General features: G+C 35.4%; 16 protein-coding genes and 1 pseudogene. 10 read left to right on the forward strand and 7 right to left on the reverse strand.

The window, feature by feature from the left end:
* Positions 1–262: 262 nt before the first annotated feature.
* Positions 263–1,444 carry a nucleoside transporter C-terminal domain-containing protein gene (locus tag U860_RS0109005; protein ID WP_025148260.1) on the forward strand — a complete coding sequence of 394 codons (1,182 nt, stop codon included), beginning with the start codon at positions 263–265 and terminating at the stop codon, positions 1,442–1,444.
* A 43-nt stretch (positions 1,445–1,487) separates the two neighbouring features.
* Here the strand turns inward: U860_RS0109005 and U860_RS0109010 are convergent, their stop codons facing one another.
* Positions 1,488–1,994: a ferritin gene (locus U860_RS0109010; protein ID WP_025148261.1), complete on the reverse strand. Its 507-nt coding sequence runs from the start codon at positions 1,992–1,994 to the stop codon at positions 1,488–1,490.
* Between the two features lie 53 nt (positions 1,995–2,047).
* Positions 2,048–2,371: a MazG-like family protein gene (locus tag U860_RS0109015; protein WP_002174128.1), complete on the reverse strand. Its 324-nt coding sequence runs from the start codon at positions 2,369–2,371 to the stop codon at positions 2,048–2,050.
* A gap of 88 nt (positions 2,372–2,459) precedes the next feature.
* Here U860_RS0109015 and U860_RS0109020 point away from each other — a divergent pair, with 88 nt between their 5' ends.
* Both U860_RS0109020 and U860_RS0109025 read left to right on the forward strand, forming a co-directional pair.
* Positions 2,460–3,023 (forward strand): TIGR00730 family Rossman fold protein, encoded by a 564-nt coding sequence (locus U860_RS0109020; RefSeq protein WP_025148262.1) that lies wholly within the window; start codon positions 2,460–2,462, stop codon positions 3,021–3,023.
* A 110-nt stretch (positions 3,024–3,133) separates the two neighbouring features.
* Positions 3,134–3,415, forward strand: a complete 282-nt coding sequence (locus U860_RS0109025; RefSeq protein WP_025148263.1) for a hypothetical protein — start codon at positions 3,134–3,136, stop codon at positions 3,413–3,415.
* Positions 3,416–3,432: 17 nt separating this feature from the next.
* On the opposite strand, the gene U860_RS0109030 is transcribed toward U860_RS0109025, so the two are convergent.
* The 3 genes from U860_RS0109030 to U860_RS0109040 form a co-directional block, all read right to left on the reverse strand.
* Positions 3,433–3,630 carry a hypothetical protein gene (locus U860_RS0109030; protein WP_025148264.1) on the reverse strand — a complete coding sequence of 66 codons (198 nt, stop codon included), beginning with the start codon at positions 3,628–3,630 and terminating at the stop codon, positions 3,433–3,435.
* 305 nt (positions 3,631–3,935) lie between these two features.
* Positions 3,936–4,376 carry a Dps family protein gene (locus U860_RS0109035; RefSeq protein WP_002174124.1) on the reverse strand — a complete coding sequence of 147 codons (441 nt, stop codon included), beginning with the start codon at positions 4,374–4,376 and terminating at the stop codon, positions 3,936–3,938.
* 217 nt (positions 4,377–4,593) lie between these two features.
* The gene (locus tag U860_RS0109040) at positions 4,594–6,027 is read right to left on the reverse strand and encodes an alanine/glycine:cation symporter family protein (RefSeq protein ID WP_025148265.1); all 1,434 of its coding nucleotides are present in this window, start codon (positions 6,025–6,027) and stop codon (positions 4,594–4,596) included.
* A gap of 409 nt (positions 6,028–6,436) precedes the next feature.
* Between U860_RS0109040 and U860_RS0109050 the strand changes: the two genes are divergently transcribed.
* The 7 genes from U860_RS0109050 (at position 6,437) to U860_RS0109080 (ending at position 12,596) form a co-directional block, all read left to right on the forward strand.
* Positions 6,437–6,934, forward strand: coding sequence for a cation:proton antiporter regulatory subunit (locus U860_RS0109050; protein ID WP_001026069.1), 498 nt, complete (start codon positions 6,437–6,439; stop codon positions 6,932–6,934).
* On the forward strand, positions 6,935–8,134 hold the full coding sequence (locus U860_RS0109055) for a cation:proton antiporter (RefSeq protein WP_025148266.1): 1,200 nt from the start codon (positions 6,935–6,937) through the stop codon (positions 8,132–8,134).
* 83 nt (positions 8,135–8,217) lie between these two features.
* Complete coding sequence (locus U860_RS0109060) at positions 8,218–8,817, forward strand: DedA family protein (RefSeq protein WP_025148267.1); 600 nt, start codon at positions 8,218–8,220, stop codon at positions 8,815–8,817.
* Positions 8,818–9,032: 215 nt separating this feature from the next.
* The gene (locus U860_RS0109065) at positions 9,033–9,467 is read left to right on the forward strand and encodes a DUF3920 family protein (RefSeq protein WP_025148268.1); all 435 of its coding nucleotides are present in this window, start codon (positions 9,033–9,035) and stop codon (positions 9,465–9,467) included.
* 111 nt (positions 9,468–9,578) lie between these two features.
* Positions 9,579–9,989, forward strand: coding sequence for a MarR family transcriptional regulator (locus U860_RS0109070; RefSeq protein ID WP_025148269.1), 411 nt, complete (start codon positions 9,579–9,581; stop codon positions 9,987–9,989).
* A gap of 51 nt (positions 9,990–10,040) precedes the next feature.
* Positions 10,041–10,739, forward strand: a complete 699-nt coding sequence (locus tag U860_RS0109075; RefSeq protein ID WP_025148270.1) for a pirin family protein — start codon at positions 10,041–10,043, stop codon at positions 10,737–10,739.
* Between the two features lie 207 nt (positions 10,740–10,946).
* Positions 10,947–12,596, forward strand: coding sequence for a M4 family metallopeptidase (locus U860_RS0109080; protein WP_033795394.1), 1,650 nt, complete (start codon positions 10,947–10,949; stop codon positions 12,594–12,596).
* A gap of 44 nt (positions 12,597–12,640) precedes the next feature.
* Here U860_RS0109080 and U860_RS0109085 read toward each other — a convergent pair whose 3' ends face one another.
* Entirely contained in the window at positions 12,641–12,958 is a 318-nt protein-coding gene (locus U860_RS0109085; RefSeq protein WP_025148272.1) for a metal-sulfur cluster assembly factor, read from the reverse strand.
* Between the two features lie 117 nt (positions 12,959–13,075).
* Positions 13,076–14,765: pseudogene (locus U860_RS31330) on the reverse strand (methyl-accepting chemotaxis protein).
* Positions 14,766–15,078: the final 313 nt, after the last annotated feature.

Below are 15,078 nucleotides of genomic sequence, written 5' to 3' on the forward strand. Positions count from 1 at the left end.
AAAATCTTTTTAAAATTATATTGCATTTCGGCTAGATAACGCTTACAATTTGATTTGTAGGTGGTATCAATTTCAGACTTTCAATACGGTAGGAGAGAAGAGGCTACCTTTTATAAATTGCAATTTATGTAAACGCTTACTGATTTTAGATAACAGTTGAATAGTATTTAGGGATTTTAAATTTTTTTAACACCAATGGTCAGACGTCATTCGTTATACGTTATACGACCAATAACTCGTGGGAGAAGTGGAGGATTCACATATGAAACTAGTAATGTTTCTAGTCGGTTTACTTGTAGTGTTTGTACTAGGTTTCCTTATAAGTTCAGATCGTAAGAAAATTAAATATAAACCAATTGCAGTTATGCTTGTCATTCAATTGGTACTTGCGTATTTCTTACTCAATACAAAGGTCGGATTTGTATTAGTAAAAGGGATTGCAGATGGATTTGGTGCTATTTTAAAATTTGCGGAAGCTGGGGTTAATTTCGTATTTGGTGGTTTAGCGAACGATGGACAAGCACCATTCTTCTTAACAGTATTATTACCGATTATTTTCTTAGCAGTATTAATCGGGATTTTACAACATATTAAAATTTTACCGATTATCATTCGTGCAGTCGGTTTCGTATTAAGTAAAATTAACGGTTTAGGAAAATTAGAATCATATAATGCAGTAGCAGCTGCAATTGTTGGTCAAGGTGAAGTATTCATTACAGTAAAAGACCAACTAAGCAAATTACCGAAAAATCGTTTATACACACTATGTGCATCTTCAATGTCAACAGTATCGATGTCAATTGTCGGTTCTTACATGAAAATGATTGATCCAAAATATGTAGTAACAGCACTTGTACTAAACTTATTTAGTGGATTCATTATCGTTCACATCATTAATCCATATGACGTAAAAGAAGAAGACGATATTTTAGAATTACAAGAAGATAAGAAACAAACATTCTTTGAAATGTTAGGCGAATATATTATGCTTGGTTTCTCCATCGCTGTAACAGTAGCGGCGATGTTAATCGGTTTCGTAGCATTAATTACAGCAATTAACGGTGTATTCGATTCAATTTTCGGAATCACATTCCAAAGCATTTTAGGATATATCTTCTCACCATTAGCATTCATAATGGGTATTCCAACATCAGAGATGCTACAAGCAGGACAAATTATGGCAACGAAATTAGTAACAAACGAATTTGTTGCGATGCTTGATTTAGGAAAAGTAGCTGGCGATTTATCAGCTCGTACAGTAGGTATTTTATCTATCTTCCTTGTATCATTTGCGAACTTCTCATCTATCGGAATTATCGCAGGTGCAACGAAGAGTATCGATGGAAAACAAGCAAACGTTGTATCTTCTTTCGGATTAAAACTTGTATACGGTGCAACGTTAGTAAGTATATTATCAGCGATTATCGTTGGAGTTATGCTTTAATAAATTAAGAAAAGCAATGAGCGCGGGCTCATTGCTTTTTTTGTTATTCAGCTGGAGGCGTAAATGTACGCTTCTCTAATTCAGCATCTAGCATAAATAGTGCATTTGAATCGTTTGTAATACGCTTTAATTTTTGAATGATGCTATCGAATGAAGCTTCTTCTTCTACTTGCTCGTCAACGAACCATTTTAAGAACGTAATTGTTGCGTGTTCGCGCTCATCCCAAGCGATATCAGATAAGTTATAAATGCGTTTCGTTACTTCACGCTCGTGCTCAAGTGCGACTTCAAAAGCGTTTAATACAGATTCATATTCGTTGTTAGGATTATCGAATCCAGTAATAATAGCGCGCTCGCCGCGGTCATTAATATAGTTGTAAAGTTTCATTGCGTGGAAACGCTCTTCTTCAGCTTGTACAAGGAAAAAGTTAGCGAATCCATCATAGCTCTCGGCTGTACAGTAAGCAGCCATTGCCATGTAAGCGTGGGCAGAGTAAAATTCAAAGTTCATTTGATCGTTTAGTGCGTCGTGCAATTTTTTAGATAACATAAAATCCCCCTTATTATTTTGACAAGAACATTATATCATAATTGATAATATTCTCATTTAGTCACTTCGAACCTTTTCGAAAGCTTTGTGACGTGTGCTTCCATAATGTCTTGTAAATCTAAATCATATTTTTGCGAAAGAATAATAAGATTCGCAAGAACATCCCCAAGTTCTTCTTTTAATTCTAACCGTAATTCCTCTTGTCCTTTCGTTTGTTCATCAGGACGATCACGACCAATTTCAATTGCGCGTACAACGCGTGAAACTTCCCCAACTTCTTCAGTTAAGAAATTTAAGCGAATAAAGGAATTATACTGTGACCAGCTCCGCTTTTCGTAGAATTCCTCAACCCATCTTTGAAATGCAACAATATCCATTTCTTCCTCATCCCTTCAATATGTTGTACAATATTCATTGTATCATGACAATATATAGTTTCGGGGTGTAGGAATGAGAAAGATTTGTGTGTTTGCAGGTTCAAATTTAGGGGAAAGACCAGAATTTAAAGAGCAGGCAATTCAATTAGGGAAAATGTTTGTTGAGAATGATTATGAGCTTGTATACGGTGGTTCATGCGTTGGATTAATGGGAGAAGTAGCAAACGAAGTTCTTCGCTTAGGTGGACGCGTAACGGGTGTTATGCCGCGTGGTTTATTCCGCGGTGAAATTGTTCATACAGGATTAACGGAATTAATTGAAGTAGAAACGATGCATGAGCGTAAGGCGAAAATGGCAGAGCTTGCAGATGCTTTCATTGCATTACCAGGCGGATATGGAACGTTTGAGGAATTATTTGAAGTTGTATGTTGGTCACAAATTGGTATACATAATAAGCCGGTTGGTTTATTAAACATTAAAGATTTTTACAAACCAATTTTACAAATGATTAACCGTGCAGCTGAAGAAGGCTTTATGAATCCATCGAATAAAGAGTTAATCGTTTCAGCTGAGACGGCAGATAAATTAATTCATGAAATCCAAAATTACGAGCGTCCTGTTTTGGGGACTAAGTGGAAGCAGTTATCATAGTACATTTTTATAGAAACACATGTCTTTTTTATCGTAAAAAGGCATGTGTTTTTAATTTGGTTAAATATGTTAATGTTTCAATGTAACATCTGTTGAGAGAGGTAAAGGAGATGAAGGAATTTATATATTTACAGCCAGTTTTTAAAAGTATTTTAGCGGCATCGGTCCTTGTAATGTTAATCATTTTAAGACAGAAAAAAGAACTGATTAATGAATTTTCACTTTGGTTTATTTCAATTATATGTATTAGTGTTTCTGCGATAACACTTTTTATGTCTGGGTTTATCGTTGATGAGTATAATGTAGGCGGAGATCCAGAATCGTTTTATATGTTTATTGGGATTGTCTTTATTAGCGGTTTGAATTTAATTATTTATTATAGACGGCAATAAAAAGAAGGCATTCCATATTACTTTGGAATGCCTTTATCACTTTGATTACTTTGTTTTTTATACAGGTACCAGCCACCCCAGCCGCCACCAATTGCTACAACAACGAGGAAAGGATAGTCTTTAACCTCGACATGTATGTTGAAAATATTAGCTATAAGTAAGAGAATCCCAACTGTTATTAACGCGAAAAATGCCCTAATTAAGTAGTCTTTCAACTGAACCACTCCCGTCATTTAAGTCGTAAATGATGAACTTGGAAAAGCTTTTTGGATCTAGTTACTAAAGGATGTTTTCTATATTTTAACATAAAAGGGATTGTAATATATTAATAAAAGTAGAGGGGAGGGGGCTAACATTGTCGCTATTTGTCACAAAGTAGATATATTTGAAAAATCGCCGATATATTTGATGAAACGGTCGATATAATGAAAAGATCGCTGATATAATTTCATGTCCCACCATGCGCGATCACTCTATTAAAAAAAGCGACTCTAACCGAGCCGCTTCCGCTTTTAAGTTATTATTGATTCAAGAATGCACGTAGCATCCAAGCGTGTTTTTCTAGTTCTGTGTAGATGCCAAGTAGTAAGTCTGATGTCATTTCGTCGTCAGAGTCTTGTGCAATTTCCATACCTTTTTTCAATTCGCCTAGCATCATTTCGTAGTCTTTCATGATTGCTTCGACCATCCCTTCTGCAGTTTCTCCGTAAGCTGCTTCTTGAATAGAAGATAGTTCTAAGTATTCTTTCATTGTTGCTACTGGTTTGCCACCAATTGCTAAAATGCGTTCTGCAATTTCATCGATGTGAGTAGCTGATTCTGTGTAAAGCTCTTCAAATTTCTCATGTAGTGTGAAGAATTGAGGTCCTTTTACGTACCAATGGAAGTTGTGTAGTTTTGTAAATAAAACGCTCCAGTTTGCTACCTGTTTGTTTAATACTTCGATTACTTGTTTATTCATTATGATCAATCTCCTTTTGAGTTGTTATGTTATATCAATTACTAATTTATAATTATTATAATCTAGTAATTTGTATAAATCAACCCTTTTGCTGGAATTAATTTGAACAAATTATGAACTGTTGTAAATAAAATCCCTATTACTGTGAAGTAATAGGGATTTTATTGATATCCAGCTCCAGCGAACATTTTGAACGAGCCGCTTCCGCTTTTAATTGTTATACAGCCTGCTGTTTTTCTTCTACATCTTGCCCATCCCAGCACTCCGTATTTTTTAAGTCAGGGATAGAACTTGCATAGAAAACAGGATCTTTTCCTTGTTTCTTTTGCTTAATATAGTCTACTAATGCTGCATAGGCGAACTTGCTAAGGAATGAGATGGCAATTAAGTTTGTAAATACCATTAGTCCCATAAAGAAATCAGCTAAACTCCAAACTGTTTGAAGGGCAGCGATTGATCCGAAGAACACCATTCCGACAACTGCAACGCGATAAATCATTAACCATGTTTTGCTTTCTTTAATGAATGCGATATTTGTTTCACCATAATAGTAGTTTCCTAGTAAGGAACTGAAAGCAAATAGGAAAATAATAATCGCTAAGAAAGTGCTTGCCCACGGTCCGATTTGTGAACTTAATGCTTGTTGTGTTAATTCAATTCCTTGTAAATTTGATCCTTTGTAAAGTCCAGAACATAATACGATAAATGCTGTTGATGTACATACTAAGAATGTGTCTACGAAAACACCTAATGCTTGAACAAGTCCTTGTTTTGCAGGGTGAGATACATCTGATGTTGCAGCTGCATTAGGAGAGCTACCCATACCTGCTTCTGTCGCGAATAAACCGCGCTGAATTCCGAACTTGATTGCTGCTCCAATACCACCAGCGATGGCTTGGTCTAAACCGAATGCACCGTTAAATATTTCTAGAAAAATGCTTGGTAACATATTGAAGTTTTTAATAACGACAAAAATAGCCACACCAATATAAACGATTGCCATTGGAGGAACAATCATTTCTGTAATACGTGAAATGCTCTTAATACCGCCAAAAATAATAACTGCAACTAATAAAGCTAATAGAGCTCCTACGATAGTTCGCTCTAGTCCAAAAGCATTTTCAAACGCTATTGTTACTGTATTTGCTTGTACTGAATTGAAAATTAATCCGTACGCAACTGTAATGAGAAGTGAAAACCAGACACCCATCCAGCGTTTGTTTAACCCTTTTTCCATGTAATATGCTGGGCCACCACGGAATCTGCTTCCATCTTTTACTTTATAAATTTGTGCAAGCGTACATTCCACAAAACTAGTAGCTGCTCCGAGAATAGCGATAAACCACATCCAAAATACTGCGCCTGGTCCACCCATGGAAATTGCTAATGCTACACCAGCTAAGTTTCCGATACCGATGCGTGCCGCTGCACTTAAGCAAAATGCTTGGAATGGGGAGATGCTATCTTTTTTCTTTTCTTTTTGACTGAATCCTTTACTAATTAAACTGACCATCTCACCGAAATGCGTAATTTGGACAAATTTCAATTTAAAAGAGAAATAAAGACCGAAGCCGATTAACATTGCAATAAGAATATATGACCACAAAATATTATTCGTTACCTCAAGGAATCTGCTAAAGATATCAACCATATAATACACTTCCTTTTTTTCATAATAAGAAAATTATATGCAAAAAATATACCAGAATCAAATTTTCTGAAAAAACATGTTACTTAAATATGTTTTATGTTATGATTAAGTTACATCGTAATATTTTTAGAATTATTTACATTTTAAAAAACTAAATTTAAAGCGAAAAAGAGGGGATAATTTGAAAGAAGAATCTTTATTGAAAGTAAGTCTTGAGAGTTTGAAAATGAGAAGTAATGTATTTTTTATCATTACGTCTTTAAGTATCTTTTTAGGGGCCACTTATTATTACAATAAAAGATTTCCAAATCACAAGTACCCTGAATGGTTAGAATTTCTAAAATTGATTGGATGAATAAAAGACAGAAAAACAGAAAATTCAAATAAAATTGTTGTGGAGGAGCTAAATATGAATATTAGAGAAAGTGAACTTCCGGGTATTGGGTATAAGTTTCAAATCGTTACGAAAGGTAACGAAAAGATGGTGATTGTCATTCATGATGATGGGCGTAGAGAAATGTATCATTTTGACTCAGATCATGAAGAAAGTATCTCAAGTATTTCACTGCGTGACTCAGAGGCAAGACAAATTGCAGCAATATTAGGCGGAATGGTGTATAAACCTCGAGCATTAGAAAATGTTGAGATGGTTTTTGAAGGTTTAGCGATTGAGTGGTTCAAAGTGGAGAATGCAGCTCCAGCAATCGGAAAAACAATTGGTGATCTTGAAATAAGAAAAACATATAGCGTAACGATAATTGCAGTTATGAAAAAGAATATGAAAAAGCTATTTAATCCAGGACCAGAAACGGTAATTGAAGAAGGAGATATGCTTGTAGTTTCAGGTGAGAGAGAAGAAATTAAAAAAATTATTAATGAATTACTTTCAAATAGGGGGACTGACTAGATGGATACTTTAATTTTTGAAGTTGGTACAGCGTTAATATTAGTTGCAATTGCTGCGGTGATTGCTGGAAAGTTTAAATTCTCAGTAATTCCTTTTCTAATTGTGCTCGGAATGTTAGTAGGGCCGCACGCGCCGACAATAGGTGTTATCGATCTCAAATTTATTGAAAGTGCAAGTGTGATTTCCTTCCTTGGAAGGATTGGCGTTCTGTTCCTTCTTTTTTATCTAGGATTAGAATTTTCGATGAAAAAACTAATTAAATCTGGACGCTCTATTGCGATTGGTGGAACGATTTATATCTTAATTAACTTTTCGCTAGGATTATTATACGGATTTATAATGGGCTTCCCGTTACTTGAAATCTTAATTATTGCGGGTATTATTACGATTTCTTCTAGCGCTATCGTTGCTAAAGTGTTAGTTGATTTAAGAAGAACTGGTAATAATGAAACCGAACTAATTTTAGGAATTATTATGTTTGAAGATATATTCCTTGCTGTATATTTATCGGTAGTTTCTGGCTTAGTCCTTGGGGATCACGCTTCATTCTTAGGTGCTCTCACTTCAATTGGAATTGCTTTAGGATATATGCTTCTATTCTTTATTGTAGCTAGAAAGGCTACGCCGTTATTAAATAAACTGTTGAATATTAGTTCAGATGAAATCTTTATTATTGTAGTATTTGCTTCGTTATTCTTTATTGCAGGTTTTTCAGAAACAATTCACGTTGCAGAAGCAATCGGGGCACTTCTTTTAGGACTAGTTTTCTCTGAGACAGAGCATAGTGATCGAATCGAACATCTTGTTGTTCCATTTAGAGACTTTTTCGGAGCTATTTTCTTCTTCAGTTTCGGGTTAAGTATAGATCCGTTCTCATTAGGTGGAGCGATATGGCTAACGTTAGGGGCTGTACTCCTTACAATAATCGGTAACTTTGTAGCGGGAATGATTGCAGGAAGACAAGCTGGATTATCTCATAAAGCATCGACAAATATTGGTCTAACAATTGTTTCAAGAGGAGAATTCTCTATCATCATGGCCAATATTGGTATTGCGGGTGGTTTAATGTCAGTATTGAAGCCATTCTCTGCGCTATATGTGCTCATCCTATCCATTTTAGGACCGCTTCTTACTAAGGAATCAAATAATATATATAAGTTCTTGAATAAAATCTTTAAGTGGAATACAAAGACTACCTAAACTTAGAAAAAACAAAAGTACAAGATGTTCACTTCTTGTACTTTTATTTTGGATAATGAAAACAGTAAAGAGAGAGGTAAAAGATGTTAGGAGATTTAATTCATTCAGTTTTAGTTTTTCTAGAAGGACTCGGTTATTGGGGAATTATGCTTGGATTAATGCTGGAAGTTATCCCAAGTGAGATAGTGTTGTCGTATGCAGGGTATTTAGTATCAACAGGAAGCATTACATTTTGGGGTGCTGTTGCATTCGGTACAATTGGCGGTGTAATCGCGCAACTGTTTATTTATTGGATTGGCCGTTACGGGGGAAGACCAGTTCTTGAACGTTATGGGAAATATATTTTAATTCAAAAGAAACATATTGATTATGCGGAAGCGTGGTTTAATCGTTATGGAACAGGTGTTATCTTTACAGCACGTTTTATTCCTGTTGTACGTCATGCTATTTCGATACCAGCAGGTATTGCGAAAATGTCGCATGTTAAATTTATTACGCTGACTACACTTGCTGTTATTCCGTGGTCAATTGTATTTGTGTATTTAGGCCTAAAATTAGGTAAAGAATGGGAAAGTATCAATAAAGTAGCTGGCCCTTATGTTAAATATTTTGCACTTGCGGCTATAGGGTTTGGCATTTGTTATTTCGTGTTGAAAAAAGTACGAAAACAGAGTAACAAATAGGAATATATTATGTATAAAGCTTTGCTTTGAAAAATTGACATATAAGATCGGATTTTATAAAAATCATTATCGTGAAGGAATCTATTGATAAATAGATTCCTTTTTTACAAGAAATAGATATGACGCCACATTGGTTAGAGAGGGATATGTTTAATATTTACCATATTGTGGCATATATATAAGAAAAGGGAGTTTGGGAAGGGGATTATAGAGAAATGGAACTCCAGTTTCAAAATGTATATCGACAAGTTGAGAATTGGTATGTGTTGGATTCGGAGCTTCCTTGGGATGTCAAAAGGATTAGAAATGATTTGTTTTCTCTTATTGAAGTAAGTAAAACACCAGTTATTTTTTGTGATACGTGTGATGCAAATAATGTGCTTTTAGCATTAGGGGAAGAAGAAGAGGAGTTTTTATTCCCAGTAGGTGGTTTTTATCATAAGGAAAAACAATTAATTTTCGTTTGTATGTGGGAAGAGTATGAACAAGTGCTTAAAACACTTTTGCATGAATTTCGCCATGCGATGCATCATAAGAGGGATGTATTGTATGTTGGAAGTGAATCGTACGAAGAGAGATGGATTGAGAAAGATGCGAGGAATTTCGCGGAGAGGAAATTATATGAATATAAAAATAGAAAATTGATGTAAAGCATAGTGGAGAAATAGTGCTGTGCTTTCTTTTTGCTTACTAAAAATAAGTGTTTGACTTTTATAAAGTTTAGTTCTAAACTAATAGTATCAAACGAGCGAGGTGATGGAATGAAAGCAGAAGAAAGACTTGGATTACTATTATGGTTTCGTCTATCACGCTTTTATAATAGAAGTATTCGTGAGACAAATCAGCATTTGAAAAAGTGGAATGTATCTGCTGCTCAGTTTGATGCATTAGTTCAAATTGGAGGCCACGATCGTTTAACGCAGCAAGAGCTTGGAAATAAGCTATTTGTTACGAAAGGAAATGTCACTCAGCTTTTAAATAAAATGGAGCAGCTGGATTGGATTAGGCGTGAACAAGAAGGTACTACGAAATATATTTCGTTAACAGAAAAGGGAAGAGGTTTATATGAGGAAATCGTCCCACCTCAAGAAACGTTCCAAGCGGAGCAGTTTCATAATTTAAATATAGAAGAACAAAATCAATTATTAAAATTACTAAAAAAATTACAGTAAGAAAAAATTTTAAAATAAATCTTGAATTCGAGATAATATGAGGTGAAGGATATGTTTAGAAAAGTTGATCATAAAAATATGGGAAGAGCAAATCACGGCTGGTTAAATACACATTTTCATTTTTCCTTTGCTAATTACTATAATCCAGATAACATGAGCTTTGGAGCATTGCGTGTGATTAACGATGATCTAGTAGTGGCACAAACTGGTTTTGATATGCATCCGCACCGCGATATGGAGATTATTTCGTACGTTGTAGACGGTGCTTTAACGCATGAAGATAGTATGGGAAATCGCGGGACAATTGAGCGTGGACATGTTCAATATATGAGTGCAGGTACTGGTGTATTTCATAGTGAGCATAATTTAGGAAATGAAACATTACGTCTATTACAAATTTGGATTTTGCCAGACCGCGCTGGTCATAAGCCAAACTATGGTGAGTTTAAATTTGATTGGAGTAAACGTGAAAATGAGTGGTTCCATATGGTATCTCCTTCTGATGGAGATGCACCGATTCGTATTCACCAAGATGCGAATTTATACTCTTTATCATTAGAAGCTGGTAAAGAAATTCATTTTCCTGTTACAGAAGGACGTCAATTGTACCTTGTACAAATTGAAGGTAGCAGTGTTGTAAACGGTGAAACACTTGTAATGCGTGATGCAGCGGAGGCTATAGAAGAGGATATTCACATTCAAGCGAGAGAGAAGTCTCATTATTTAGCAATTGAAATGAAGGTGCAATAAAGTGAAACTTTAATCAGTGGGGGTTTTTCAGCATATAAATAACGGGATGAAAAGTTAGAGGAAAGAGGACATCTAAAAAAGATGTCCTCTTTTTATGGGTTGAATTATCAGAAAAAACTTTCTCAATTTTTGGAAACAGGTATCGGGAGGACTATTCAGAATTCTATAAAGGTGTCAAAAACTTTTAGGGGAATGGGGAGTGTTAGATTGAAAAAGCAAGTAATTTCATCAGCATTAGCGTTAACTGTTATCGCAAGTGGGTTTGGGGCATTTGGAGCAACTACGACGAAAGCAGAAGAGCAAAAAATCCAGTATCACCAAGAGTTTAAAACACCAGCTTACATAGGTGAAGAATGGAAAGCACCAGAAGGGCTAGATAAAAAAGAGACAGTATTTCAATATTTAGAGAGCAAAAAGGATATGTTTAAATTAGCAGGAAATATTGAAAAACATTTCAATGTCGTTGGTGAAGAAAAAGACGATGAATCAGGTACGACACATGTGAAGTTAGTTGAAAAGCATAATAATGTTCCTGTGTATGGATCAGATCAAACTGTTACTCTTGATAAAGAGAATAATGTAAAAGCATTTTTCGGACAAGTTATTCCGAATTTAGAAGATAAAAATATTCCAGCGGCAGCAAGTATTACTGATGAGCAAGCAGAAACGATTGCAAAGGCTGATATTGAGAAAGAAATTGGTAAAGTAAATAATTATGATGGTATGAAAAAAGATTTATTTGTGTATGAAAAAGATGGAAAGTACTATCTTGCATACCTTGTTAAAGCGTCAGTTTCAAAACCAGCTCCAGGATATTGGCATTATTTTGTTGATGCGACAAATGGAAATATTATTGAGAAATATAATGCTGTAGATCAAATTACTGGATTTGGTTATGGCGTATTAGGCGGTAAACAATCATTTGAAATCGCTCAAGATACGAAAACAGGAGTGTTCAACTTATTTGATGGTAAACGAGGACAAGGTATCCATACATTTGATGCAGAGAATATGGACGAAAACTGGTTTAATTTATTCTCACAATGGCTTGGATATACAGGAGAAGAAGTTGAAAGTAAATCTAAGTTCTTCGAAGATAAAGCGGCAGTTGATGCGCATGTGAACGCAGGAAAAGTATACGATTACTATAAAAAGACATTTAATCGTAATTCCTTCGATGATAAAGGTGCAAAACTTATTTCTACTGTTCACGTAGGTACAGCATGGAATAATGCGGCTTGGAACGGTGTGCAAATGATGTATGGTGATGGTGATGGAAAGACATTTATTCCATTATCAGCTGGCCTAGACGTTATTGGCCATGAGTTAACGCATGCTGTAACTGAACATACAGCAAATCTTGTTTACAAAAATGAGTCAGGTGCGTTAAATGAATCGTTATCTGATATTATGGGTGTCATGGTTGAGAAGAAGAGCTGGGATTTAGGTGCGGATATTTATACACCTGGAAAACCTGGTGATGCGCTTCGTTCTCTGAAAGATCCAGCATCTATTCCAAATCCATTAAAACCAGGTGAAGGTTACCCAGATCATTACAATAAACGCTATACTGGAACAGCTGATAATGGCGGCGTTCACATTAACAGTAGTATTAACAATAAAGCTGCATACTTAGTATCTGACGGCGGAGAGCATTACGGTGTGAAAGTAACTGGAGTGGGCCGTGAAGCGACAGAGAAAATTTATTACCGTGCTCTTACTAAATATTTAACTGCAAACTCTGACTTTAAAATGATGCGTCAAGCTGCACTTCAATCAGCAGAAGATTTATATGGTAAAAACTCTAAAGCTGTACAAGCTGTAACGAAAGCTTATGACGCTGTAGGAGTAAAATAATAAGAGAAAAAAGACCTGACTGGATTGTCAGGTCTTTTCTTTATTTAATCACGGATACCTAATGCGATTTTTGCCATGCGTGACATACGTTCTTTCGTCCACGGTGGATTCCATACAACGTTTATTTCTATTTCATTTACTTCAGGTACGTTCGTTGATAATACCTTTTTAACGTCTGATACGATTTGGCCAGCCATTGGACAACCGATAGAAGTCATCGTCATTGTAATGACAACATTATTATTTTCATCGGCTGTAACGTCATAAACTAATCCAAGATTGATAATATCAACACCTAGCTCTGGATCAATAACAGCCTCTAAATTTGCATACAATTTCTTTTCAAATGCTTCTTGTGACATGAGTAGCACCTCCTACACATTAATGATATCGATTCTCATTATAACGGAAATACGTGCAATGTGCAGGGAATGAGCTCAAAAAAAATTCCTCCTTGGAAGAGGGATTTTTTTGAAAAGCTATTCAGTTTTAAATTGAGATACAAGTTGATCTAATTCTTCAACCGTTTGTTTCATTTGTTTTGCAGTTAGAGACATTTCATTCATAACAACGACTTTCTGTTCAGCCGATTGCGCTGTTGCGGCCGTTTCACTTGATACTTCATTAGAAATTGAAGCAATGTTATTGAGTGAAGCATTCATTTCTTCAGCACTTGCAGCCATCTCTTCAGCAGTTGCTGATATGTCTTGAATTTGAGTGGACACTTTATTCACTTGACCAACGATTGTTGTGAAAGAAGAGCCGGCCTCACGAATGACGTTAATACCTTCAAATGCTTCGGAACGACCTTGAGACATCATAGAGCTAGCAGTTTCTGTATCATTTTGAATTTGATGTAGCAATTGGTTAATATCTGTCGCAGCTGTTTTTGATTGTTCAGCAAGTTTACGAACTTCATCTGCTACGACAGCAAATCCCTTCCCTTGTTCGCCGGCACGAGCCGCTTCAATAGAAGCATTTAAAGCAAGTAGATTTGTTTGCTCAGCGATATTAGAAATAGATTGTACAGCTGTATCAATATATTTCGTATGAGTGATTAGACGTTCGACTACTTCGGATGTAGCATTTACGGCTTCGTGTATCGTTGTCATTTGTGAAATGGATTTTTGGATTACAGTACTTCCTTCGTTAGCATGTTCAGATGTGACTACAGCTAGTTCGGCTACAGACGAAGCGGATTCTGCAATACGTTGAACACTTATTGACATATCATCCATTGCAGTCGAGCTTTCTTCCATACTAGAAGTTTACGATTGAATGCTTGCATTTAAATTAGACATCGAGTTTTGAACTTTTATTGTCGCATCAAGCGATGTATTGGTCTTTTCTAGCATATTTTCAGAAGCGTTTTGTACTTCCACAGAAGTTTTTTGAACACGATTAATGATATGTTGCAGATTTTCTAACATTTTATTAAATGATGTTGCAATTGCACCGATTTCATCATTGCTATTTACTTGTAGGCGAGCTGTTAGGTCACCCTCTTGAGAGGATAATTCTTTTAGTTTAGTATCAATTTGCTGAATTGGTTTTACAAGCTTACCAGAGAACCACCATGCAAGAATAATTGCAACGACAATACATATAACAAGTGATAAGAATATAACGTATTCAATGAGTAGTGCTGATTGATCAATTTTTTCAATGGATTGTTCACGTAACTTAGCTTGTTCGTTGCTATAGTTTTTAAAATTACCAATAACTTTATAAACAGTGCCATTTTCTGAAGAAGCAACTTGTAATGCTTCGTCCCACTTTTTTTTTTGCAAGAGAGAAAACTTTTTCTTCAATAAATTTTCTCCAAGTAGAGCCTAATTCCATTGTACCTTTCACGGATTGGGATACGTTAGGGTTAGAAAGAAGTTGTGCTTTCTTATCTTCAAGAAGCTTACTCATTTCATGAAACTTGTCTAATTCGACCTGATCGTGTTGCAGTAAATAACCTCTTAAAGCAGAAAGTTGAACTTGATAAGCGTCTCCACGCTCTTTTAATTCTGTTGCAAGGGGGGGAATTTCTTTTTGCAGTGCTTCAGCCTTACGAGTTTGATCAATAGCAAAGAATAGAATAAAAGCTAGGGCGATGCCAAATAAAGCGCAAACCGTTCCCATCATGAACATTAATTTTTTTCGAATGCTAATAAAATTCATATGATAAAAAAGTATCCTTTTAAAATATTAATATTAGGATTAATTTATATTAAAAGTTAAAAGAAAGCTTCACTCCTAAAGGAACAAAGCTTTCTTCTTTCCTTTAGGCATTATAGCAGACAGAAGGGGAGAGAGAAAGATATATTTAAAAGTAAAAAAAGAGGGGCTAAAATGAGAAATCCTTCTTTTTTACTTTTATGCATTTGTTTTGAAATGAGAAACGAGACCTTCAAGTTCTTGTACTGCAGTTTTCATTTCTGATGACTTTGTAGCAATGTCTTTCATTACACTTACTTGGTCACCAGCTGAATGA

The sequence above is a fragment of the Bacillus sp. H1a genome, assembly GCF_000633475.1.
Classification (GTDB): Bacteria; Bacillota; Bacilli; order Bacillales; family Bacillaceae_G; genus Bacillus_A; species Bacillus_A paramycoides.